The 24,685-nt window shown below is 45.4% G+C and carries 23 protein-coding genes; 4 read left to right on the top strand and 19 right to left on the bottom strand.

The window, feature by feature from the left end:
• Positions 1–3 precede the first annotated feature (3 nt).
• The 7 genes from AC2D6U_RS06245 to pdeM form a co-directional block, all read right to left on the bottom strand.
• Positions 4–702 (bottom strand): CoA transferase subunit A, encoded by a 699-nt coding sequence (locus AC2D6U_RS06245; RefSeq protein ID WP_484720091.1) that lies wholly within the window; start codon positions 700–702, stop codon positions 4–6.
• Positions 699–1,643, bottom strand: a complete 945-nt coding sequence (locus tag AC2D6U_RS06240) for a bifunctional riboflavin kinase/FAD synthetase (protein ID WP_484720090.1) — start codon at positions 1,641–1,643, stop codon at positions 699–701. The genes AC2D6U_RS06245 and AC2D6U_RS06240 overlap by 4 nt, the downstream gene beginning before the upstream one ends.
• Complete coding sequence (truB, locus tag AC2D6U_RS06235; RefSeq protein ID WP_484720089.1) at positions 1,621–2,340, bottom strand: tRNA pseudouridine(55) synthase TruB; 720 nt, start codon at positions 2,338–2,340, stop codon at positions 1,621–1,623. Before truB ends, AC2D6U_RS06240 begins: the two co-directional genes overlap by 23 nt.
• On the bottom strand, positions 2,340–3,134 hold the full coding sequence (locus AC2D6U_RS06230; protein ID WP_484720088.1) for an undecaprenyl-diphosphate phosphatase: 795 nt from the start codon (positions 3,132–3,134) through the stop codon (positions 2,340–2,342). Before AC2D6U_RS06230 ends, truB begins: the two co-directional genes overlap by 1 nt.
• Positions 3,131–3,349: a DUF3098 domain-containing protein gene (locus tag AC2D6U_RS06225; protein WP_484720087.1), complete on the bottom strand. Its 219-nt coding sequence runs from the start codon at positions 3,347–3,349 to the stop codon at positions 3,131–3,133. The genes AC2D6U_RS06230 and AC2D6U_RS06225 overlap by 4 nt, the downstream gene beginning before the upstream one ends.
• A gap of 1 nt (position 3,350) precedes the next feature.
• A complete protein-coding gene (locus AC2D6U_RS06220) occupies positions 3,351–4,256 on the bottom strand; it encodes a cell division protein FtsX (protein ID WP_484720086.1) in 906 nt (301 codons plus the stop codon).
• A gap of 82 nt (positions 4,257–4,338) precedes the next feature.
• Positions 4,339–4,983 (bottom strand): ligase-associated DNA damage response endonuclease PdeM, encoded by a 645-nt coding sequence (gene pdeM, locus AC2D6U_RS06215; RefSeq protein WP_484720085.1) that lies wholly within the window; start codon positions 4,981–4,983, stop codon positions 4,339–4,341.
• A gap of 42 nt (positions 4,984–5,025) precedes the next feature.
• Between pdeM and AC2D6U_RS06210 the strand changes: the two genes are divergently transcribed.
• The gene (locus AC2D6U_RS06210; protein ID WP_484720084.1) at positions 5,026–5,451 is read left to right on the top strand and encodes a DUF2147 domain-containing protein; all 426 of its coding nucleotides are present in this window, start codon (positions 5,026–5,028) and stop codon (positions 5,449–5,451) included.
• Position 5,452: 1 nt separating this feature from the next.
• Here the strand turns inward: AC2D6U_RS06210 and AC2D6U_RS06205 are convergent, their stop codons facing one another.
• From AC2D6U_RS06205 to AC2D6U_RS06165, 9 genes are all read right to left on the bottom strand, one after another.
• On the bottom strand, positions 5,453–5,671 hold the full coding sequence (locus tag AC2D6U_RS06205) for a hypothetical protein (RefSeq protein ID WP_484720083.1): 219 nt from the start codon (positions 5,669–5,671) through the stop codon (positions 5,453–5,455).
• A complete protein-coding gene (locus tag AC2D6U_RS06200; protein WP_484720082.1) occupies positions 5,668–6,495 on the bottom strand; it encodes an alpha/beta fold hydrolase in 828 nt (275 codons plus the stop codon). Before AC2D6U_RS06200 ends, AC2D6U_RS06205 begins: the two co-directional genes overlap by 4 nt.
• A gap of 1 nt (position 6,496) precedes the next feature.
• Positions 6,497–8,863 carry a TonB-dependent receptor gene (locus AC2D6U_RS06195; RefSeq protein ID WP_484720081.1) on the bottom strand — a complete coding sequence of 789 codons (2,367 nt, stop codon included), beginning with the start codon at positions 8,861–8,863 and terminating at the stop codon, positions 6,497–6,499.
• Between the two features lie 64 nt (positions 8,864–8,927).
• Complete coding sequence (locus tag AC2D6U_RS06190) at positions 8,928–9,206, bottom strand: DUF3817 domain-containing protein (protein WP_484720080.1); 279 nt, start codon at positions 9,204–9,206, stop codon at positions 8,928–8,930.
• A 102-nt stretch (positions 9,207–9,308) separates the two neighbouring features.
• A complete protein-coding gene (locus AC2D6U_RS06185; protein ID WP_484720079.1) occupies positions 9,309–10,115 on the bottom strand; it encodes a CHRD domain-containing protein in 807 nt (268 codons plus the stop codon).
• Positions 10,116–10,145: 30 nt separating this feature from the next.
• Positions 10,146–10,520, bottom strand: coding sequence for a hypothetical protein (locus AC2D6U_RS06180; RefSeq protein ID WP_484720078.1), 375 nt, complete (start codon positions 10,518–10,520; stop codon positions 10,146–10,148).
• A gap of 216 nt (positions 10,521–10,736) precedes the next feature.
• A complete protein-coding gene (locus AC2D6U_RS06175) occupies positions 10,737–13,178 on the bottom strand; it encodes a ligase-associated DNA damage response DEXH box helicase (protein ID WP_484720077.1) in 2,442 nt (813 codons plus the stop codon).
• A 38-nt stretch (positions 13,179–13,216) separates the two neighbouring features.
• Positions 13,217–13,750, bottom strand: a complete 534-nt coding sequence (locus AC2D6U_RS06170) for a hypothetical protein (RefSeq protein ID WP_484720076.1) — start codon at positions 13,748–13,750, stop codon at positions 13,217–13,219.
• A 233-nt stretch (positions 13,751–13,983) separates the two neighbouring features.
• Positions 13,984–16,692 carry a WD40/YVTN/BNR-like repeat-containing protein gene (locus tag AC2D6U_RS06165; RefSeq protein WP_484720075.1) on the bottom strand — a complete coding sequence of 903 codons (2,709 nt, stop codon included), beginning with the start codon at positions 16,690–16,692 and terminating at the stop codon, positions 13,984–13,986.
• A gap of 210 nt (positions 16,693–16,902) precedes the next feature.
• On the opposite strand from AC2D6U_RS06165, the gene AC2D6U_RS06160 reads away from it, so the two are divergent.
• The 3 genes from AC2D6U_RS06160 to AC2D6U_RS06150 all read left to right on the top strand — a co-directional run bounded on the left by AC2D6U_RS06160 (position 16,903) and on the right by AC2D6U_RS06150 (position 21,211).
• Entirely contained in the window at positions 16,903–18,165 is a 1,263-nt protein-coding gene (locus AC2D6U_RS06160; protein WP_484720074.1) for a hypothetical protein, read from the top strand.
• A 514-nt stretch (positions 18,166–18,679) separates the two neighbouring features.
• The gene (locus AC2D6U_RS06155) at positions 18,680–19,120 is read left to right on the top strand and encodes an energy transducer TonB (RefSeq protein ID WP_484720073.1); all 441 of its coding nucleotides are present in this window, start codon (positions 18,680–18,682) and stop codon (positions 19,118–19,120) included.
• Positions 19,121–19,180: 60 nt separating this feature from the next.
• On the top strand, positions 19,181–21,211 hold the full coding sequence (locus tag AC2D6U_RS06150; RefSeq protein WP_484720072.1) for a prolyl oligopeptidase family serine peptidase: 2,031 nt from the start codon (positions 19,181–19,183) through the stop codon (positions 21,209–21,211).
• A gap of 2 nt (positions 21,212–21,213) precedes the next feature.
• On the opposite strand, the gene AC2D6U_RS06145 is transcribed toward AC2D6U_RS06150, so the two are convergent.
• The 3 genes from AC2D6U_RS06145 to AC2D6U_RS06135 all read right to left on the bottom strand — a co-directional run bounded on the left by AC2D6U_RS06145 (position 21,214) and on the right by AC2D6U_RS06135 (position 24,671).
• On the bottom strand, positions 21,214–21,336 hold the full coding sequence (locus AC2D6U_RS06145; protein ID WP_484720071.1) for a hypothetical protein: 123 nt from the start codon (positions 21,334–21,336) through the stop codon (positions 21,214–21,216).
• 131 nt (positions 21,337–21,467) lie between these two features.
• Positions 21,468–22,238 (bottom strand): FkbM family methyltransferase, encoded by a 771-nt coding sequence (locus tag AC2D6U_RS06140; RefSeq protein ID WP_484720070.1) that lies wholly within the window; start codon positions 22,236–22,238, stop codon positions 21,468–21,470.
• Positions 22,239–22,409: 171 nt separating this feature from the next.
• Positions 22,410–24,671, bottom strand: a complete 2,262-nt coding sequence (locus AC2D6U_RS06135; RefSeq protein ID WP_484720069.1) for an aconitate hydratase — start codon at positions 24,669–24,671, stop codon at positions 22,410–22,412.
• Positions 24,672–24,685 lie beyond the last annotated feature (14 nt).

The raw sequence follows: 24,685 nt of genomic DNA, 5'->3' as shown, positions 1-24,685 counted from the left end.
TCATCACTTAATTCGAGTCGTGCGTTGCTCTATTCTTTTTTCGTAATCGTGACCTTCAAAGATGCGCTGCACATAAATTCCCGGTGTATGGATCTCATTCGGGTCTAATTCACCCACCTCTACCAGCTCTTCTACTTCGGCGATCGTGATTTTGCCTGCGGCAGCCATGATGGGATTAAAGTTTCTGGCCGTGCCCTTAAAAACCAAGTTTCCCGATTTATCACCCTTCCAGGCTTTTACCAATGAAAAATCGGCACGGAGCCATTCTTCCAATAAGTATTTTTTGCCTTCATACTCACGCACCTCTTTGCCTTCAGCAACCTCAGTTCCATAGCCCGCCGGTGTGAAAAAGGCTGGGATACCTGCTCCTCCGGCTCTGATGCGTTCGGCCAGTGTTCCTTGCGGGATCAGATCCACTTCAAGTTCTCCGGACAATAATTGCCTTTCGAATTCGGCATTCTCACCAACATAGGAAGACATCATTTTTTTGACTTGCTTGGTTTTGAGCATCAAACCGATTCCAAAGTCATCTACTCCGGCATTATTTGAAATACAGGTCAAGCCTGTCACACCTTTTTTGATCAATGCTGCAATGGAATTTTCGGGAATCCCGCACAATCCAAAACCGCCAAGCATTAACGTGGCGTTGTCCGGAATGTCATGTGTTGCCTCTTCGGCATTGGCGCAAACTTTATTGATCATAACGTTTCTTTATAGTTTACTAAGATCGCTTTTACCTCTTTTTCGTCTTGTTTCAACTGTTGTTTAAGATGGTCGAGCGATTCAAATTTTTGTTCCTCTCTGACGCGTTCGATGAATTGAATGCTGATCTCAGCATCGTAAATGTCGTCATTGAATTCAAAGATATGGACTTCGATGGTTTTATGGTCACCGCCTACTGTTGGGCGATGGCCTATGTTTAACATGCCATCTAGCTTTTTGTATTTACTACAGACCTTTACGGCATAGACACCATCGGCTGGTATCAATTTGTAGTTTTCCTTGATTCGGATGTTGGCAGTAGGGTAGCCGAGTTTTCTGCCGTTTTGGCTTCCACGCGAAACCACTCCTGAGATACTGTAAGGTCTTCCCAAGAATGCATTGGCTGTTGCTACTTCACCACTTTCCAAGGCACGACGCGTTTTTGTCGAGCTAATGCCGATCTCATCGATGTCCTGCCTTGAGATTTCTTCCACCTCAAAGCCATAAGTAGGGGCGAGCCGCTGCAGCTCAGGGAGTCCTCCTGAACGGTCTTTTCCAAAACGGTGGTCATAGCCGATCACCATTTTTTTGGTACTGATGCGTTCAGCCAAAATGATGCGGACATAATCTTCGGGCGACATGTCGGCAAATTCATGGGTAAAAGGAATTTTTATCAAATGGTCGATTCCGTAATGCTCGAGCAGGTTGGCTTTTTCAGGAAAAGTACTCAGTAGTTGCAGGGAATTATCCCATGGTCGCAATACCAAACGTGGATGAGGCCAGTAGGTGATCAGGACAGATTCACCATCGATGCTTTTGGCCAATCTATTCACACGGTCTAATATTTTCTGATGACCGAGATGCACTCCATCGAAAGTGCCGCTGGTAACCACCGCATTTTTAATCTCCTCAATCTTCTCAGTTCCCAGGTGAATTTTCATTGAATGCTTTTATGGTATCAATAAGTAGCGGTAGCTCATAAGCGTCTTTAACCTCAAAGTTACCAATTTTAGTTCTTCTGAGTGCAGATAAATACCCACCAACTTGTAAAAGTTCTCCAAAATCATGTGCCAAACTTCTGATGTAGGTCCCTTTGGAACAGACCACCCTAAACTCAATACTCGGAAGCGCGATCTTTGTTAGCTCAAATGCTGAAATAGTGACGGGCCTGGGTTTTAAGTCCACTTTTTCACCCCTTCGGGCGAGGTCATAAAGTCTTGTGCCTTTGATCTTTATGGCTGAATAAATGGGAGGCATTTGCATCAGGTCGCCAAGAAATTTTTTTCTGGCTTCTTCAATAAGCTCTTCACTTATGTGGTCGAAAGGCTGAAAATTCTCAGGTTCGCTTTCGAGGTCGTAGGTGGGAGTTGTCGCACCTAGGGTAATGGTGCCGGTGTATTCTTTTTCTTCAGCCATCAATGACTCGATCGTCTTGGTTTTTTTACCCGTACAAACGATCAACAGTCCGCTCGCTAAGGGATCTAAGGTCCCTGCATGCCCCACTTTCTTGATCTTAATGGCATTCCGTACTTTTTTGACCACGTCAAACGAGGTCCAATCTAAGGGTTTGTCGATGAGTAGGACTTTGCCTTGAAGAAAATTCTCTTGTAGACTAAGGTCAGGGTCGAGGGATAGCATCAACTCAATAGGGCATAGGCAATTGCTACCAGGCCAACGGCATAGCAATAGAATGAAAAATACTTCAATTGACTTTTTCTGACCAGTTTGATCATCCATTGGCAAGCAATTAGGCCCGCAAGAAAGGCCGCGCCAAAGCCCGCTAAGAGTACGGTGGTATCTGTTTGGGTACTGGCCAACTCTCCGCTCAGGATGTCTTTTGCCATTTTACCTAAGATGAGGGGCACCACCATTAAAAAAGAGAATCGTGCCGCCTTTGCCCGGTCTATACCTAACAAAACTGAGGTGGATATGGTGGCTCCGGAACGTGAGATGCCCGGCATAATGGCAATGGCTTGTGCAATACCAATCAATAGGGCGCTTTTCGTTGTCACGGAATTGAGGGTATCCTTTGCTTTGTCGGCTAAGAAAAGGAGCGAACCCGTAAATAGCAGCATCACACCGACTAGCAATACCCTTCCTCCGAAGAGCTGATCGATTTGTTCTTCAAAAAGTACGCCCACAGCAGCTGCCGGTATCATCGACAGCACAATGTTTAGCGAATAGCGGAACTGCTCGTTGTTCTTGAATTGAAAAAGACCCGTCAGTAAAGTGGCAATATCTTTTCTGAAGATGACTATTGTGCTGAGCGCCGTAGCCGCATGTAGTACGACCGTCATCATCAGACTTTCCTCGGGAACCGAATTGTCTCCAAAGATCACTTTGGTTAACTCCAGGTGTCCGCTACTGCTTACCGGTAGAAATTCGGTTAGGCCTTGGACAATGCCTAAAATGATCGCTTCAACAATGGTCATTGATCGACGCTTGACTTTTTAAAGATGGCATAAAACTCGATGATGAACCCGGCCATGATCACGATGGGACCCACCCATAGGCCGAGAACACCCTGGCCATGTCTGGTGCTGTCCAGAGACATCAGAATGAACCCTGACACCAAAACGGCCAAGCCGATGAGCATCCAACGATAGTTTTCTTTAGTGAAAGCGAATTTATTCTTCTTATCTGGCATATTAATAAAGTTCGTCTAGCGACATATTTAAGTATTTGTTCATGGCTCGAGCCGTGCTGGCGTACGAAATGACTGCACCCAAGGCGATCAAGACCACAAAAAGCAACAGGATCATCTCAATTTGTTGTAATTCTTCCAGTCGCTCAACCTTTTGATTGGCGAAAGTAAGAATTCCATAGAGCAATCCTGAGGCGAGTACACCCGAAACTGCACCATAGGTAAAGGATCTTTTTAAAAAGGGTCTTCTGATGAAACTACTTTTGGCGCCAACCAATTGCATACTTCGAATGAGAAAGCGCTGCGAGAATAAAGCCAATTTAATGGTGTTGTTGATCAGTAAGGTCACCACTACGATCATTAGGGTGGCAATTCCAATCAAAACCAAGGAGACCTTTGTCATGTTCTCGGTAATGGAGTCGGCCAAATTCTTTACATAAGTCACTTCAAAAACGCCATTGATCCCTTCGATTACCCGACTGACACTATCCATTTTCTGGTTGGTCTGATAGGAGGGATTTAAGTTGATCACATAGGCGGCTCTCAGCGGGTTTTCTCCGAGAAAGTCTGAAAATTCTTCTCCAGTCTCTTCCACAAACTGCTTGGCAGCGTCTTCTTCAGATATAAAGCGAATGGCGGCTTCCTGACGCTCTTCATCTCGGTTAGTATAAGGAGCGTTTTTGAGTTCAGAGGCGATTCGATTCAATTGGTTCTGACTCAGCTCTTTGTTGAGGTAGACCTGTAACTCAATGTTTTGTTTGATGACAGAGGTGAGCTTGTTGGCCTGCAAGAGCAGCAAACCAAATAGTCCGATCACAAATAGGGCCAAGGTTACGCTGAATAGTACACTTCCGTAGTGGTAGGCGCCTAGCTTTTTCTTCGGTTTTACTCTTTTTCGTTCTTGCTTCAATTCCCTCTTTTTCGTTCAAAAATACTAATTAATTCAAAAGATAAACTGAGGCTGAATGTTAATATTGTTTAAGGCCTTCGGTTCAATTGACACGAATGACTTGATCGTCTGCAACCACAAAAACCTGATCACTTGCTTTGACCTGAAGTTGGGCAGTACCGGTAAAAGCACCAAAGGCTGGCATTAAGCCTCGCAGGTCATCGAAATGGAAGCATGGGGCCTTCAAACTTTGTCTGCCTTTACCTTTCAATCGAATGGCTGGATGTACATGCCCGGCAATATTATACAAACTGGTGCTTTCGGGGATGTGTGTGAAGAGGAAAGGAGGGATTCGCAATTGATTGACAACATCTAAGTTGGACAACTGGTACTCATGAGCAGGCAATACGTCATGGTTGCCCAGAACTAAGGTAAAGGTCAATGGAGCCATGGATTGCATCCAATGTTTAAAGGCCGGCCAGCTTTGATTCTGCTCACTATGGAAAAGATCGCCTAGAAAAACGACATGTGCAGGGCGTACTTTTTTGATCAATCGGTCCAGATTCAGCATGTCTTTTGCATGTACCAAATCAGAAACAGGGATGCCTGATTTCCGAAAGTGTCCTGCTTTTCCCAAATGAAGATCAGCCAGGATCAATAGCTGTTTTTCTGCCCAAAAAATCGCTTTTTCTGGAAGGAGGTGAAATGTTTCTTCACAAACCTTATGGTTGATTCCTCGTTCTGTCATTTCTTCGCATCGAATATCGAAACAAAAATGTATTCCTATAGCATGAAAGCATTTTCCCTTTTTTTACTTTTAATTCCTTCGTTTCTCAACGCTCAGCGCGCCGATGATGTGCTGGGTTATTGGCTGACCGATGATGCCCAAGCCAAAATCAAGATCTACAAAGAAGGGGGGAGATACAATGGTAAGATCGTTTGGTTAGCGGACCCTTATGATAAAAACGGAAAACCGATAACGGATACCGAAAATCCTGAGAGGTCGCTGCGTTCGCGTCCTTTGATCGGCTTGAACCTGGTGTCAGGTTTTGTGTTTGACGATGATCAATGGGAGGATGGAGAGATCTACGATCCGAAAGAGGGTAAAACCTACGCTTGCCGCATGCGATTAAAAAGAGGGAAACTCGAGGTGCGTGGCTATATAGGTTCGCCCATGTTTGGAAGGACCGTCATTTGGACAAAGACCAGTCTATAGATCAAGGAGTTTTTTCTTCTCCATTGTGCAAAAAATAGAGTATCAAGGCTTGAATGATGGAGGCCACTGCTGTAAAGATGACCAAGAGCATGCTGAATAGCATTCGGTCTGGGTCACGCTGTACATCGTTGCCGTAAAGAAGATAAAACAAGCTGATCAGGAATGAAATCGTACTAATTCCACAAGAGATCTTCAGAAATTTACGCAGCGAATTGGTCATATAGTAAGTTTGTTTTTTAGCACCTTCTGAATTTGCTCAGACCATAGGATTCGGTAATGCCCAAGTCCTTCAAGCCCGATGAGTTCGGCTCCCTCAAAACCTTGCTGTATTTTTTCAGAGAAAGAGTAGGGCAAAACACTGTCCGCAAGACCATGGATCATGGTCAATTGCGTCACATTTTGAAGTTCTGCTACAAACTTGGGGACATTTAGGTCTTCAATGGACTCGTTGTATTCGTCTTCAATTAATTTCACCAGGGCTTCTACAACTTCTTGTGTCACGCCAAGTGGAATGGTAAAATCATTCATCCGTTCTCTAGCACTCAGAGGAGAAGTGATCATGACCCAATGCTTTAATCGGAATGACGGGCGTTTTCTCAAGAAAGAGGAGGTAACAATACTTCCGAAGGAATGGCTGATGATCAATTCCGGCTTATCCTCGAGTGCAATCTGTTCTGCTAGGTCGATGAAATCAAAAAACGATGTTCTTCCTTTGGAGCTTGCTCCATGCGAAGGCCCATCGAATGCGATCACTTGGTAGCCTAGATCGAGCAAGGTGTCGATCATGCCTCCAAAATTCCCAGCTTGGCCTTCCCAGCCATGTATGCATAAGCATGTTCTTTCACTTTGTCCCCATTGGTAGCGTTGAATACGGAATCCTCTGAAGTCTAATGTGGTCTTTTCCGCTTTTGCCAGCATGTCTAGTTCAAAATCGCGCAGCTTGATGAGCCTTGGATTGGACATAAAGTCATAGATCTTCTGCGCTGCGAGTCGAGGTGAAATCGCTGCCAGTAATTTGAAGTATGCTTTGATATAAAAAGGCATCTTAAAAATCGATCACAATCCCGATCGACGGCAAAGTACTTGAGTTATCTGCGGCCGGTATTTGTATCAATGTTTCAGGCAAGGTAATGGTTCCATCGGGATCTCGATCAAGTCCATACTGCGGTTCGTTTGGAATATCTTGTCCAAATAAGTTTTGAATCTCGATGAATACGTTGAATGTCCAATTGTCAAAATTCCACTTCTTGTCTACGCGAAGGTCTGTTTGGTTGAAGGTGGAGAGGCGAACGGCTCCCAACTGCTCGTAGTCTCTGATGATGGCCGGGTAATTGGCCAAGGTGGCTGCTTCATCAACAGGAGCAAATGGTGTTTCTCCTAAGTATCGAACGCGTGCACTTACTTCCCAGTTATTACCGAATTTATACCCACCGGTAAAGGTCAATAAGTTGCGGCTATCCCAAGCACTTGGTAGGTAGTTGTCTTCATCAAAGGCGGTGTATTCCGACCAGAAGAGGGTATAGGCGAGAATGGCGTAATAGTTATTGGTGAATTTTTTCTGATACAAGAATTCAACACCGTAGGTACGACCTAATCCCACGCTTTCGATGTCTTCGTTGCCGAGCACTGAGAAATCACCTCCAAGGTTGGCCAGAGAAACAGAATCAATGACTGAAACCGGGTAATTGCGATATTTCTTATAAAAACCCTCAACGGTAATTCGGGAAGATGGCGTGAGCAAATGCTCAAGGCCCAGCACCAAGTGGTCGCTCTCGATATACTCTGCATTTTGATTGCTGAACTCACCGGTGAGGTTCTGAAAACCTAAGATCGTGTATGGCGGAATCTTAAAATACCGACCAGCTGAGGCATTCAGGTTCCATCGTTCTGCTTTGTCTAGCTGGTAGCTCAATGAAATTCTTGGGCTGAAGGTTCTCCAAAGTTCATTTCCGGTATCTGTGAAGTTATTGCCATCAATTCGAGCCCCAACACTTATTCCTAACCTCGGCAACACTCGGGTGTTTGATGCTTGATACGAGAGTCCATATTTCAGGAAATTAATAGCCGTGTTGTAGTTCACATTATTCACTACGTCAAATGTGTTGTTTTCATACCCCACAGCCTGGAGACTAGCAGTAGAGGTGAAGGTCCAGTCATTTTTGAACTTGGTATGGTTTACCCTAAGCTTGGTTTCTTGTTCTGAACTGATGTTTTCAAAGAAAAGTCCTGTCTCGCTGACATTGTCTTCATAACGTCTGAATTCGTTCTCGAGGTAATTCGTACTTAAGATAGTTCTCAAAAAGCCAGAACCATTTTTGAACCGGTTGGTCCAGCTTACCCCGACGGTATTGGTGCGTTGTTGGATCACAGGCACCTGATCGAGCGTGGCTTGCTGTTCCGGATCATACTCATCGGGTACATTGATGCGGAAATCGTCGATCGAACCGATTCCAGTGATCATGATCTCATTGTAGTCATCGATCTTGTGATTGACCTTATACTGATAATCCCAGTAATCGGGAAGGAAGGGAAGATCGATCAAGGTGAATAAAAGCTGCAGATAAGACCGACGAACGGAGGCGATGAAGGTCGTATTTCCAGTTTCTGCACCTTTTTTGAAAAGGGGACCTTCAAAGGTAAAGGCACTTTCACTTGAGCTTAAGCGAAAATTCCCTTTGAAATTTCTGTTGTTGCCATTCCGTTGATCAAATTGCAAAACACCCGAAAGTGGGTTGTCGTATTGGGCGCCAAAAGCACTTGATGAAAGGGTTACGCCTTCGAAAAAACTAACGTTCAATAGACCGACAGGACCACCGGCACTCCCTTGTGTGGAGAAGTGGTTGATGTTTGGAATCTCGATTCCGTCGAGGTAATAGACGTTTTCATTAGGGGCGCCACCTCGGATAATGATGTCGTTTCTGAACCCTCCAATTGAACCTTGTACCCCCGGGAGAGATTGCACCACTTTGGCAATGTCGTTGTTTCCTCCCGGATAGGTGGCAACTTCTTCTCTTGATAGTTTTTGGATCGATAGCGGCGTTTCTTCTGTTTTTCTAAAGGGATTGGCCGTCACGACAACTTCCTCTAGTTCTTCCACTGACTCTTTCAATTCAAAGATCAGGTCAGGTGTGCCACCAGAACGCACAACCACCCCAAACCGTACTTCAGTTTCGTAGCCGACAAAAGAGACTTGAACCGTGTAGGTTTCTGCCGGAACGTTGTTGATTCTGAAAAAGCCGTTTTCATCGGTGATAGCACCGAGTTGCGTGCCTTCAAGCAAAACTGTAGCTCCCGGTATGGATTCTTGCAAGCGGGCATTGCGAACGTAGCCAGTAAGGGTACCGGTAGCTTGAAAGGCTAGAGCAGATGCATGAATGGTGAGTAGTAGAAAAAATGCGAGTAGTGACCTCATGACTTGTTTAGATTAAACACTAGAAACAACCAAGTTTCAAAAGGGTTCACAAAAGTTTGGAGATTTATTCAGCTTGCCTGAGTAGTTTTTTCTCCACATAAAAAGGAGCTACGGGAAGAAGAGAAGCCACCAAGGCCAACAGGGTGTTCTTGGCACTCCATTTTTGATTAAAGGCAACAAACACCACCATTCCGTAATACATGACGAAGAGCACACCGTGCGCCAAGCCAACAGGATAGGTCGGTTCAGGGATATTGAAGAGGTATTTTAGGGGCACACAGACACCCAGTAAGAGGAGATAGCTGATGCCTTCAAGAATAGCAATGAGGCGAAAGAATTTCATGCGGTAAAAATAGGTAGTAATCAAAGACGAGCTAAGTATGGAGGCATAAAAAAAGGCCGACTTCCCTTAGAGAAGCCGACCTTTCCAGATTGTATGATGTCATTAGTTCACGTTTGCACCGATGTTGCCTTGGGCAACCAATGTGGCCAGTTCGGTCATACTTTTGTGGATATTCACATAGCCGTCAATGGTCAATAGCTGCTCGTAAGTGATCATTGTGCCATCATCAAGCATGCCAATGTTGGTCATTGAGAGACCCGTATCGCCATTCACTGGATTAAAAGTGAACAGGATGCCTCCTCCTTCTGCTACTGAATTTTCGTGAATATGCCCCGGGTTCATATCACCGGCCACTGTATTCATCAATTCAATAGTAGACAGGGTTGATCCGTCTTTTCTTTCCATGAATGTGATGGTACCCATGGTTCCAGCTTGGTCCACTTCGTTCAATGCATAGCTCACCATTTCACGGGTCAATTCATTTGATCCGATATCTCCTTGCGCTGCCAATGTAGCCAGGTCGTCTGCGCTGTTGTGAATGTTCACATAGCCATCAAAGTCAAGCAATTGATCATAGGTGATCATCGTTCCATCGTCAAGCATCGCGATGTTATTCACCGAACGACCGGTTGAACCGTCTACGGGCACAAAAGAATAGGCAATGCCCCCACCTTCTACAGCTGAGTTGAAGTGAATATGTCCAGGATGCGAGTTGCCGGCCATGGTGCCATCAAGCATGACGATTCCCAAGGCCTCACCATTTCGTCGTTCAAATAGGCTAAACGTTCCGCTTACGCCATCGATGTCTTTTTCACCTAATGGATAGGCTTTTGACTCACCAGTTAGCGCATTCTGTCCGATATCTCCTTGGGCGAGTAAGGTAGCCAAATCGTCTATGCTGTTGTGCACGTTGATGTAGCCATCGAATTCGATCAGCTCTTAGTAGCTAATGCTCGTACCATCTTCTAGATCAGTGATTACAGTGACGCTTTCACCAGTAGCTCCATCCACAGGTGTGAGTCCAACGGCAATGTCTCCTCCTTCAGCAGCTGTGTTGAAGTGGATGTGTGCAGGATGCATATTTCCAGAAGATGTTCCTGTTAATGCAAGCGTCAAAACAGTGGCGCCATCTTCTCTCATGGCAAAGGTTGCATTACCCATTACACCGGAGTTTCCAACGGTCATCAAGTTGAACATCATTTGTTGGCCGGTCAGTGGCGGTGCCGGTGTAGGATCGTCATCGCTACAGGAATGGAGCATGATCAGGCCCAATAGGACAATACATAATTTTAACGTTGCGGTTAGTTTTTTCATAAGTAGTTATTTTTCGATTTATACTACCTACGGAGTTGATGAGCTGCTTGGATCTAGTCGCCTAAAAAAATTGTAATTCTTTCGGTTAGGTCGAGGAATAAACAAAAGAGCCTCAGATCGATAGACCCGAGGCTCCCAACCTTTATCAACTAAAACATACGCTATGTCTAGATGTACATACGGGTGAAATGCATTGTTTGGATCTATCGAGAATTTTTATTCGTCGAAGACCAATTGCATTTTGGCAATGCGTTCTGAAAGCATTTCTGATGTAAACTTCTCGCGTAAACGATCGACCATGATCGGAAAACAGAAAGGGGTGGGCTGCCTCAAGCGTTTGATCACGAATTGTTGTTCATTGATACGTTTGATGGCTTTAGTGAGGCGCTCTTTTTCAAAATTAAGTGAAACCACTTCTTCCTTGGCTTGTTGGAGCAGAAGATTGTCAGGGTCATAATCTTCGAAAACCTTAAAGATCATGCTTGATGAAGCCTGAAGATGCCTGAAGGTCATCGATTTACCCGGATACCCTTGGAAAATGAGTCCTGCGATTGAAGCGATGACCCTGAAGTTACGTTTGGCGATCTCCGTATTGTTGATGCTTGCGGTTAGGTCATCCATCAAGCCCTCCATACTGAATAAGTCCAATTCTAAAAAATCCTCTACTTCGACGTTTTGATCCGTTAATAGTTCAAAGCCATAATCGTTGGACGCCATGGAAAAGGAGATGGGCTGACTTAGGGAAATGCGGTATGCTGTCAGTGCCGCCAACACATCATGCACATACTTGCCCTCCATGGGGTAAAAATAAATGTGTGTTCCTTCGTCCGATTTGATCTGCTCGATGAGGAGTTCATTCGACTGTGGCAGGTGTGAGAGCTGTTGATGCTTTTCGAGAAGCGGTCTTAAACAAGACATTTCCGGACCCTTGTAGTTTCCATTCGCTGCTTCCTCTATCTTTTGCCGCATTTTATTGGAAAGCAAAGAGCTGAAGGAGGCTTTTCCACCGCCCCATCGTGGTATAGGACCTGTTTTCTTGTTTGATTTTTTGACCTGCGCTGTCATGTCTTTGACGCGAACAAGCTCCAGATTTCGACCGGCAAACCAAAAGGTATCACCTTCTTTCAATTGGGCGATGAAGGTTTCTTCTACCGTACCGATGTAACTTCCTTTCACATACTTGACCTTAACCATGGGGTCTGAGACAATGGTTCCCATGGACAAGCGATGGCGCATGGCAGTTCTTCGGTTATTGACCTTATAACGTCCGTCGGCTTCAATTTCAACCTTGGCATATTCATCGTAAGCTGAAAGTGAAGCGCCTCCGGTAGTGATAAAGGTTAAGCACCAATCCCATTCTTTATCCGTAAGTTCTTGAAAGGCATGGCTTTTTCGAATGTGCTGCAGTGTTTCCTCTGGGTAAAAACCAGGGCCGACTGCCAAGGTCACCAAATACTGTATGAGCACATCATAACAGCGTGTCAATGGATGGCGAGACTCAAATTCCTTGTTAGCGATCGTTTCTTTCAAGACGGCTGCTTCTATCAATTCGAGTGAATGCGTGGGTAAAAAATAGATCTTGCTAGTCGCGCCGGGTTGATGACCGCTTCTGCCTGCGCGCTGGAAAAAACGCGCAATTCCTTTGGGTCCACCAACTTGAATCACCATGTCAACCGGGTGAAAATCCACACCTAAATCTAAGCTTGATGTGCATACGACGCATTTTAGCTTACCCGCATGCAAGGCATTCTCTACCCAGGTACGCACCTCCATGTCTAAACTACCGTGGTGCATGGCGACCAATCCTGCCAATTCTGGTGCTTCTTCCATTAGTTTTTGGTACCATATCTCCGTTTGAGAGCGCACGTTTGTAAAGAGAAGGGTAGAGGTGTTCTCTTCTAAAATCGGCAAGATGCGCCGCAATAGGTTCGTACCAAGATGTCCCGACCAGGGCAATTCATTGACTGATTTTGGTAGGATAGAGGCTATTTCTATTTTCTTGTCGAGGTAGGCTTTGATGATGGCAGCATCTTGGTAGAGGTCTCCGAGAAGGACCTTGGTGGCTTCTTCCAAATTCCCAATGGTGGCCGAAATGGCCCAAGTTTGGATGGGCACCTTGGTCAAGTGCCTGAAATACGCCAAGGCGAGTTCGAGTTGAACCCCTCTTTTTCCTCCAATGAGCTCATGCCATTCATCGACGACCACCATTTGGAGGTGCTTGAAGGTGTTTGGTGCATCTTTTTGAGCAAGCAAAACGTGGATGCTTTCTGGTGTAGTCACCAGTGCCTGAGGCATTTTACGTTTCTGTGCAGCTCTTTCCTTTTGGCTGATATCTCCTGTACGCAAACCCACTTGCCAATCGAGGCCCATTTCGTCGCAGGCCAATTGCATGTTGTGGCAAATGTCTTTGGCCAAAGCTCGAAGAGGAGTGACCCAGATGACCTGAAGTCCGGTTTGTTTTTTGGAGCTGGCCAAGGCTTGCATTACGCAGCCCAACCAAATGGCATAGGTCTTACCGCTTCCTGTTGGTGCATTGAGCAGCCCACTTTTCTTATTCAGAATGGCTTCCCATGCTTCTCGCTGAAAAGCATAGGCTTCCCATCCTTTGGAGGTAAACCAGTCTATTGCAGGATTAACGGCCTTCATGGAGCGATGCATACCGAACGAAGAAAGCCATTTTGTTCGAGAATTCTAGCTTAGAATGTGGCGTCGTAATCGATGCGCATGTCAAAATTGATCAATTCATTGTTGAGTCCACCGAATTCGGTGAGCCCTCCATTCAGGTACAATAAGCGCTTACTGACCTGAATGAAGCCAATGTATTTTTTGCCATTGGTGTCGATCTGATAGAATCCGTTACGGTTAGGATAGATATAAATTTTCGGTTCGATCTCTTGGTTTCGGATCTTTGACATGTCGTAGAACGTACGGCCATTTCTTTCAATGGCAGCATCAGCAATCTCGTCTTTGAATGCGGCTTCATAAAAAACCAATCGGTTCGTGGCTACTTTAGGTTCTCGTTGCGTAGTTGCGGTAGGGTCCGGCATAAAGTCTCCCTTATACTCTCTGACGAGTCCATAGTATCCGTTGATGATCGTCGGTTCATTGATGTCATTATCAATTCTGACCTTGTAATCGAAAAAGTAACCATCTGCACTTTTTGGTGTGCTGTTTTTCTTACAACCCAGTAGCAAGGCCAAAAAACTCAATGCAACTATTCCTTTTTTCATATCCGATTGTTCTGCGCACGAAATAAAGAAATAATTATGCCAATTGGGAGGAGGACCTGTTAAAGATTTTGAAATAGAGAACAAAGCCGAGTCGACCGACTCGGCTCTTGACTACGAAGAGTCATAAACTTCCTAACAATAAAAGTTCAATCGAAATACAGGCTGTCAAATAAAAGTGTTCAAAAAAAAAGCCTGTTTGCTAAGGCAGACAGGCTTTCATTAGGTTTCGTTTTTTATTTATTCCAATAATCTTTTAGGACCTGAAGGTCTTTTGTTACCGTTTGGCCGTTCATTTCAACCACCACCTTGTAGTTACCAGGCTGAGCAGGTTCTGTAACGTATCTCATGCCTTCCATACGAGCGGCAATATCATCTTCTGACATACCAAAACGTCTAAATCGTTCAGCGAATCCTTCAAGATCTTCTGCACTTCTTTCTTCAACGATTTTTTGGAAACCCCAAACCATGTGGTTCAATCCTGCTTCCATATCCATTTCAGCCCAGAAAACTTCATTCATTCCTTGCTTAATGGTGACCTTCGCCTTGCCAGCATTTTTGCTGTGCATCCAAAGGTGAGATCCCAAACGTCTGGCTTCACCATTGAAGTTGGTATAGGCTGAGTTATTGGATAGTCCACTGACGTAATCAACAGCAGGTTGTACATCGAACAAGGAGACAGAGGCATTCATTGACTCTTTTGTCATGCCTTGAAGAGGCGTAATGTCCGCAATAAAGATTCCTCTACCGTGTGTCGCTACGACCAATTCATTTTCACGAGGATGAATGACCATATCGTAGGCAGGATTTGTCGGCATGCCGGTCATGAACTTGGTCCAGTTCGCACCTCCGTCAATACTCGCGTACACACCCAACTCAGTTCCTACGAACAAGAGATCTGGATTTTTATGGTCCTCACGGATCACATTGATGGGCTCATTTGGCAATCCATTGGAGATAGAGGTCCAAGTGGCACCATGATCAGTGGTTTTGTAAAGGAATGGTCTGAAATCATCTCGTCTGTACCCGGTGTAGCTTAGGTATGCTGTTCCTTCGTAATGAGAAGAAGCTTCAATTCTACTGACCCAATATTCCGGGTTACCGGTGATGTTATCGTTCAGTTTTGTCCAGTTTTTACCACCATCAAGAGTCAATTGCACATTGCCATCATCGGTACCAACCCAAAGTTCGTCAGCGTTCAATGGAGATTCTTCTAAAGAAGTAATGGTTCCATACTGGATATTGCCTGTTCCGGCCGATTTAACTGGGTCATTTTTAGTGAGATCAGGAGAGATCTCTTCCCAGTTTTCACCTCTAAAGGTTGACTTCAGTACCATGTTTCCAGCATGATAGATCACGTCAGAGTTGTGTTGAGAGACAACAATAGGAGAGTTCCAGTTCCAACGCATGTTCCTGGCGTTTCTGTAGCGAATGCTTTTGCTCTCACCGGTTTCCATGTCTAATCGTTGGATCGGACCGAATTGTGACTCGTTGTATAAGTAGCGGTTATTGCTTTTGTCAGGAACGTTGTACATGCCGTCACCACCGCCAACTCTTGACCACATTTCCATAGTGATCGGACGTCCGTCACGTGTGGTGCTTGGGCCTTTTACTGAGCCGTTATCTTGTAATCCACCGTATACATTGTAAGGATAAGCCATATCAACGTCTACAGCATAGAACTGTGCTAATGGAATTTCGTCAGGATGGTACCAGGTTTTACCCGCGTCATAAGTGATGCCCATCCCGTGATCATATCCGAGCAACATGTGCTCTGAATCGGCCGGATCTATCCACATGGCGTGGTTGTCGCCACCAAAACGGAACGGTACACCCCAGCTATCGCCGCCATCTTTTGATTCCCAGACGCGAATACCAACGACATACACATGGTCTTCATCATTTGGATCTACGCGAACCTGCTGGTAGTAATAAGAAGGAGCTCCTCCGATATCTTCTCCATCAGGGCTGATCTTTCTCCAGTTTTCACCTCCATCATCTGAGCGATACATTTCTACTCCAGCAACTTGCTGGCCTCTTTTCAATGGAATTCCAACCTCAAGTTGCTCTCTTCTCTCTTTGGTAGAAACACCTTCAACATTTACGTTTTCGATGTTGGCATAGACCACATCGCTATTGCCCGGTGCATGGGCAACGCCGATTCTTCCTAGGAAACCGCCTGGAAGTCCGCCACCTAATTTTTTCCATGTCTTACCGGCATCGGTTGACTTATAAATGGCAGAACCCTCACCTCCTTCATTGAAGGTCCAAGGCGTTCTGATCTTATCATATGCTGCAGCAATCAGGGTGTTGGGATCGTCAGGACTCATGCTTACGTCCACCACACCAATGAATTTCTTCCCTTTTTTCACTTCCAGCACCTTATCCCAAGTTTTGCCACCATCTGTGGTTTTGTAGAGGCCTCTTTCTTCATTATCTGAATACAAGTGGCCCAATGCTGCGACGTATACCACGTCAGAGTTGTTTGGGTCAATACGGATCCTTCCGATGTGTCCAGATTCTGGTAAGCCCATGTTGGTCCAGGTAGCACCGCCATCAGTCGACTTATAGATACCATTGCCCCAGTATGAACTTCTTGAGTTATTGGCTTCACCCGTTCCTACCCATACGATGCTCGTATCTTGCTGATCCACAGCAACAGAACCGATGGAAATGATGTTCTCATTATCGAAGATCGGTTGCCAACTTTGCCCGTTGTTCACTGTCTTCCAAAGACCACCTGAGGCCGTTGCCGCATAGATCACTTTAGGTGATTCTTCCACCACTGCGAATTCTACATAACGCCCACCTTGACGGGTAGGACCGATCTCGCGGAATTCGATCTTTTCGACCACATTCGCGGGAATTTGCTGGGCGGAAAGCCAGCCTGTGCTTAAAAGTACGAGAGCACTAAAGAGCCCTCTGAAGATGTAATTAGTTTTCATTTCTTAGCTAAGTGTTAAACATACCAAATTAACGTATTCATAGGCCATGCCAAAAGACCCACAAGAAGATTATATGAATGGTAGTGAATTTATGGCTTTTAGAAGGGTGGGTCTGTTGATTTCTATGAAGTTTATACCAGCGAATCACCTCCAACGACTGATTTCAGGAGAGTCCTCGCTTGGCTGTGAAATCTTTTTTAACTTCCCCTGATGTTGAGACCTGCCTTGCTTTTGATCAGTCTGTTTTGTCTTTGTGAGAGTTTATCAGCACAAGAATTGCAGCGTTTACTCCAAGATGCGGAGCAAGCCAAATCGGAAAAAGCATACGAGGCGTACCTGTCTTATCTAACGGCAGCTAATGAATTGAGGCCCAATGAACCAACCATTGTTTACGAACTTGCCAAAGCCTATGCGCTGAATAAGCGGAAAACACGGGCGATCCAAACCTTGAATCAATTGCTTTTGATGGATGCCACCATTGCCTTTGATCAGGACCCTGATTTTGAAGAAATTCGCGACAGACGCGGCTATGACCGTTTATTGACCTTGCAACAGGAGCTGAGCAGAAGGGAAGTTTACGATGAAGTGTTTTTGCGCGTCGAGGCTAGCGAGTTGCACCCGGAAAGCTTTGTGATCTTGTCGGATGGTACGGTCTTGTTGGGCAGTATACGAGAAAAGCGTATCGTTAAACTTCTGCCCGATGGCAGCTATGTCAATTGGCTCGAGACACCTTATGGGGTCATGGGCATGAAGATCGATGAGGTCACCAACACCTTGTGGGTGGCCACTGCTGCATTGCCTGAGATGTTGGGCTATACGCCATTGGACAAAGGAAAATCCATTGTGCTACAGGTCGATCTGTCAGCGGGGTTGATCCTCCAAGGACTTGAATACGATGAAGGTTCGACCATTGGAGATATTGAACCTGACGGTAGCCAGCGCCTATGGCTATCGAATAGCTTTGAGCCTTTTTTGAGTAGGGATGATACCGATACCACACAGATATTAGGGGCATTCACGCGATTGTCTTTTGATCTCAGTTTAAGTCATTTCAATCTTCAGGGCCTGACTTTATCTGAAGACAAAAAGTTTCTTTATTTCTCAGATTACGTCAAAGGTCTTTATCGCATCGATATTGAATGGGGTGAGATCGAACCTATCTTTTCTGATGAGAGCATTTTGTTAAAGGGTATCGATGGCTTGTATGCCTATAAGAATAGCCTGATCGCGATTCATAACGGAACCAAACCGTATAAGGTGGTGCAGTATTTTTTGAATGAGGAAGGAAATTTTATTGACTTGGAACATGTCATCAATAGAGGAGGAGAGAGCTTGGGTGAGCCCACCTTGGGTCAACTAAAAGACGGATATTTTTATTATTTAGCCAATTCACCATGGGCGGCCTATGCAAACGGTGAGTTCAATGTAGAGGATTGGGGGCCTATTGAGATTCGAAGGATTAAGTTGGATTAGTAGGAAGTCTTGACTTGAGTCTTGAGTCTTGAGTCTCGAGTCTTGAGAAGCGTATTAAGTATTGCGTATTGCGATGATTCAAATGTCACTTAGGAATTAGAAATTATCTGGGCTTGTGTCTAGAATTCGAACTTCTAGCATTTGTCACCCTTTAGGGCTGGGGTAGAGGCTGTATTAAGTCTTGAGTCCCGAGTTCTGAGTCGCGAGACTTGAATTAGATGCACATTGTCTTTCTTTTTCTTAGCTAGACGAGGAAACTGGCGATCCCTGCTTACAGCAGGCAGGCTTCGGTAGGCTCAGGATGGAAGAATAGGAAGTTCATTATTCCAGATTTTTCTCAGATGAACTTTTTTGATTTCACCTAAGATGTCCGTCAAATTGTTCTTTTGGTTTCTTTTGCCCTTCATTCACCCCAGCATCCTCTGGAACAGTCAATATTAAAAATAGCTATAGATTGACTAGTTGGATATAAACACACTTATTTACTAATCAACTATTAACCGTTAACCAAGCCTTGAGCAAGCCTAGGAAAGATGAGCCCCTGAAAATGCCCTACTACAAAGGGGGCGAGGAGGCGCGTCAATTTATCCGTACCCAGTTAAATTACCCTCAGGAAGCATTGACAGCTCAGGTGGAAGGAGTAGTAGAGGCAAGATATGATGTCGATGGCTTGGGCAGAACTCGAAACATCAAAATAGTGAGTTCATTGGGCTACGGCTGTGATGAAGAGGTCATCCGACTTGTCGGTCTCTTGAAATATGAAAAGGCATACAATAAGGGTAGAAACGTCACCTTACATCGAAAAGCCAAGGTGAACTTCACCCTTCCCAAAAAGGAAGAGAAGAAAACCCAGATCAATTACCACCTGGTGAATGCGCCTGCCCAAAAGGAAAAAGCGAAAAAGAAAGCGGCCAACATCACCTACACGTTGACATTTGGTTCCTCAACTGACTGACAAAAAACGGCTTGCAGGTTTTTGGGATTTATCTTTATCTTCAAGACTAAACCTATTCCCATGAAATCATATTTTCCTCTTTTCATTCTCGCCTTATTGACCTTCACCAATAACAGCTGGGGTCAGGCAAAAAGATCGCTTCAGAACCTCGACGTTTTCGATATGGAATGGGCTTCCGATCCGCAGATCTCTCCGGATGGCAGCCAGATCGTTTATCAACGTCAGGGCTTTGATATCATGACAGACCGTTCAGTTGGACATTTGTGGATCATGAACGCCGATGGTTCGGGTCATCATAAGCTTTTTGAAGGAGAGCAAGGAGAGTCAAGTCCTGTTTGGTCTCCCGATGGGACCAAACTGGCCTACAGGACAGGTGGAGAGAAAGGGACGGAGATCTATGTCTATGATCTTGCCACTAAGCAATCCACTAGAATCACCGACCTGGAACGCTCTCCAGGAGGAATCTCCTGGTCACCTGATGGCCAATGGTTGGCCTTCTCCATGTTTATGCCTGCCGCGCCACCCGTTTTAGCAAAGGCTCCGGCAAAACCTAGAGGAGCTCAATGGGCAGACCCGGTTCGTGTGACCACCCGATTAAAATATGAAGCCGATGGAAGAGGGTACCTGCCAGATGGCTTTTCTCACTTTTTTGTGGTGCCGGCAGCCGGCGGAACAGAACGTCAACTGACCTCTGGTGACTTCAATTTTTCAGGCACACCACAATGGACCAAAGATGGAAAAGGATTGATCTTTAGTGGCAACCTCAACGAGGAGTGGGAGTATGATTTTCGAAATTCCGAGATCTATCACCTCAACATTGCCACGGGTGAGATCAATGCATTAACCGATAGGAACGGACCTGACCGAAGTCCCGTCATTTCTCCTGATGGCAAAAAGATACTGTATACGGGCTATGATGACCGTGTGCAGACCTATCAAGTGTCAAAAGTGTACCTCATGAATCTCGACGGTTCAGGAAAGGAAGAAGTCATGCTTGGGCTCGATCGAAGTCCCTCGAGTTTGACTTGGTCTGCCGATGGTAAGGGATTTTATTTCATGTACGATGACTTTGGTAACACACGCATCGGTTTTCACCAATTCAAGGGCAGCAAGACCAGGGAGATCGCTCAATCGGTCGGTGGAACTTCGTTGGGTAGACCTTATGGCGGCGGTTCTTATTCCTTGGCCACGAATGGCCTGATCGCCTATACAGCCTGCACAGCGTACAGACCTTCTGACGTGGCAACGGTGTCCACAGGAGGAGGGATGAAGAAACTGACGGATTTGAATGCAGATGTGTTGGATCAGATCGAGTTGGGAGAAGTGAAAGAGGTCTGGTATAATTCCAGTTTTGATGGAAGAAAAGTTCAGGGTTGGTTTGTGACACCACCCAATTTTGATCCTTCCAAAGAGTATCCTTTGCTGGTTGAAAACCATGGAGGACCTATTTCTAATTATGGCGATCGATTTTCTTTGGAAGTTCAGTTGTATGCTGCAGATGGCTATGTGGTATTCTATCCAAACCCGAGAGGGAGTACGAGCTATGGTGAAGAGTTCGGCAACTTGCTCTACCATAATTATCCGGGCAACGACTATGATGATGTGATGTCAGGTGTTGACGAGATGATCGCTAAAGGATTTATTGACGAAGACCAACTCTATGTTACCGGCGGAAGTGCCGGAGGGATCATGACCGCATGGATGATCGGTAAGAATAATCGCTTTCGCTCGGCCGCCGTCATCAAGCCCGTGATCAACTGGGTCAGCAAAACCTTAATGGCGGATAATTACTATGGCTATGCTAATTCGCGCTTTCCCGGCCAGCCTTGGGAGAATATCGAGACGTACATGAAATTTTCACCCATCTCCCTAGTTGGGAATGTGCAAACGCCAACGCTGGTGATGGTGGGGATGGAAGATAAGCGAACTCCTCCGTCGGAAGCCAAACAGTATTACGGGGCGCTTAAGATCAGAAAGATACCGACAGCCCTTGTTGAATTACCAGGTGCGTCACATGGCATTGCCAACCGACCAAGTCAGTTGATCGCTAAAGTAGATAACATATTGGCTTGGTTCAGGCAGTATCGATAGTTTCATTCACAAGGAACTTCGATAGACGTGGTTGCTTGTTCGTTTGCCTGTTTTTTAACTGCCAATTTTGCTTCGACAAAAAAGCCGAGGCTTAGCAGTGCAAGAAGTAAGATGACCTTTTTCATTGTTGTTTGAGTTATTGACCTTGTACAAAGGTGCAACATGGCAAATGGATTACGTTTGACTAATCGGTCAATGCAGGTCAATAATCGGTAAACAACGTAATGACTAAGTAAAATTCGTTCAAATGGCCTTTTTAAGCAGCCTGCTGCAGGATGGTTTCAAACTTATCGTCCGTGATGCAGAAGGTATTGAGCTTGCCTCTTCCTTCCGTGAAATTCCCTGATTCATAAGCATAACACTTGTAACCCAAAGGTTTTAGGTAGTCTAAGATGCGCTGATCCAGTGACTCGATCAGTAAAATGGGCCGAAACTTTTTCAAGGTCTTTTGGGCACCCTGCAACACTTCGAATTCCAATCCTTGCACGTCAATTTTCACAAAATAGGGGGAGAGGTCAAAGTCGTCCAGTTTTTTTACTTCGCATTGGACCTTTTTCACATCAAGGTGTTTTTCTTGGTAGCGCCATAAGCGATGCTCAAGCCAATCGTGAGCGCTTGAATAATCCAGCGAGGAGAGTCCGTCGAACATCCAGTTACGGTAGAAAGGAACATTCAGTTCAAATTGCCCATGGGTATTGGAAAGACCGACATTATGTATTTCGATGTGTTTTCTCTTGCCTAAAGCCCGTTGTGCCCGCTCGTAAACATGAGGATTTGGTTCAAATCCAACCACTTTGTTTTTGTTTCCATTGATGATGTCAATCGAGAGAAGGGATTCCCCTCTGTTGGTGCCGATATCAACGTAGGTGGCGTCTTTTTCTGGTCTGAAATACTTCAGTGCTTCAAAATCCGATTCATGTGGTTTCTTCAGCATTCGAAGCAAGATGAACTTGATGTTGAACCTGAGGTCATGCAAGAATGGAAAAAAGGTCTGAATAGATCGTAAATATTTCTTTAGCTCGGTCATAGAACAAAGGTCTATAATGCCTCATTGCCCTTCAGGAATACTAGACGAGTGGTTAATTATCTACGTTAGATGTTAGTTCTTCTCTGATAAGAAAAAGCCCCATTCCATTTCTGAAATGAGGCTTAAAGTATTGTGAATACCTAGGCACCGAGCACTAGGTACTTTTTCCTATTAGTTATTCTGAAGTTTGATCAAGTTCAAGGCTGATCCCGCCTTAAACCAACCAATTTGTTGTTCATTATAGGTATGGTTAGCTTCAATCACATCCTTAGTACCGTCAGCATGCACAAATTCGATGTGCAAGGATTTATCTGGAGCAAATTGATCAAGATCCAAGAAGTTGATGGTATCGTCCTCTTGCACTTTGTCGTAATCATTCTCATTGGCAAAGGTTAGCCCCAACATGCCTTGTTTCTTCAAATTCGTTTCATGAATACGCGCGAACGATTTCACTAATACCGCACGCACACCAAGGTGTCTTGGTTCCATGGCAGCATGTTCACGTGAAGAACCTTCACCATAATTGTGGTCGCCCACAACGATGGTCGGAATGCCTTCTGCTTTGTATTGTCTTTGCGTAGCCGGAACTGGGCCATATTCACCCGTCAATTGGTTTTTGACTTTGTTGGTCTCTTGATTAAAGGCATTGACAGCGCCAATGAGGCAGTTATCAGAAATATTGTCGAGGTGACCCCTGAAACGTAACCATGGACCTGCCATTGAGATATGGTCAGTGGTACATTTTCCGAATGCCTTGATCAATAGCTTAGCACCAGTGATGTTTTGGCCATCCCAAGGATCGAAAGGTTCTAATAATTGTAACCTTTTAGAGTCCGGGTTGACTTTTACTTCCACATGGCTACCATCTTCGGCAGGTGCCTGGTAGCCGTTGTCTTCCACGGCAAAGCCTTTATCAGGTAGTTCTTCTCCAACGGGAGGGTCGAGTTTTACCTGTTCGCCCTTTTCGTTGGTCAAGGTATCAGTGATCGGGTTGAAGCCCAAATCGCCTGAAATTGCGATCGCTGCTACCATTTCCGGAGAGGTCACAAAAGCGTGCGTATTGGGGTTGCCATCCGCTCTCTTCGAGAAGTTACGGTTGAACGAGTGGACAATGGTGTTTGTCCTGTTGTTATCTCCTGTTCTTTCCCATTGGCCGATACACGGTCCACAGGCATTGGTAAATATGGTGGCATCGAGGTCTTCAAAGATCTTCAATAAGCCGTCACGTTCTGCCGTAAAGCGTACTTGCTCAGAGCCTGGGTTGATTCCAAAATCTGCTTTGGTTTTCAATCCTTTATCAACGGCTTGCTGCGCGATCGAAGAAGCACGAGACAAGTCTTCGTAAGATGAGTTGGTACAAGAACCGATCAATCCCCATTCTACTTTGGTTGGCCATCCATTCTTCTCGGCTTCCGCTCTCATTTGAGAAACCGGAGTGGCACGATCTGGTGTAAATGGACCGTTCACATGAGGTTCTAATGTATCCAGGTCGATTTCGATCACTTGATCAAAATATTGTTCCGGATTAGCATATACTTCAGGATCACCTGTTAAGTGCTCTCTGATCCCATTGGCCATTTCAGCAACGTCGGCTCGGCCTGTTGCTTTCAAATAGCGCTCCATGGAGTCATCGTAACCGAAGGTGGAGGTTGTCGCGCCGATCTCAGCACCCATGTTACAAATCGTTCCTTTACCAGTGGCTGACATTGACTTGGCTCCATCACCGAAGTATTCAACAATGCAACCTGTACCTCCTTTTACGGTTAAGATACCAGCCACCTTCAAGATCACATCCTTAGGTGCAGTCCAGCCGTTCATTTTTCCGGTCAGCTTGACACCGATCAGCTTAGGGAACTTCAGCTCCCAAGGCATGCCCGCCATAACGTCCACTGCATCAGCACCACCAACACCGATAGCTACCATTCCCAGACCTCCTGCATTTACGGTATGAGAATCCGTTCCGATCATCATACCGCCAGGGAAGGCATAGTTTTCCAAAACAACTTGGTGAATGATTCCGGCACCTGGCTTCCAGAAACCGATTCCGTATTTGTTTGAAACAGACTCCAGGAAGTTGAACACTTCACCAGATGCGGTCAGAGAGTTTCTGAGGTCATCAGCAGCTCCTTCTTTCGCTAAAATGAGGTGGTCGCAGTGTGCCGTTGAAGGTACTGCTACTTTGTCCTTACCTGCTTGCATGAATTGCAACAAGGCCATTTGGGCTGTTGCGTCTTGCATGGCCACGCGGTCAGGTGCGAAGTCTACGTAGGAGGTGCCTCTCTCAAAAATTTCTGAGGCCTCGCCGTTCCAAAGGTGTGAGTATAAAATCTTCTCGGATAAGGTTAACGGTTTACCTACGAGGTTTTTGGCTGCGTTCACCCGAGCGGGTATTCTGTTATACACAGCCTTGATCATATCTATGTCAAAAGCCATTTAAACTGGGTTTT

This window comes from Roseivirga sp. YIW32, assembly GCF_057219245.1.
The sequence above is the reverse complement of the archived record's forward strand: the minus strand, read 5'-3'. Positions and strand labels throughout refer to the sequence as shown.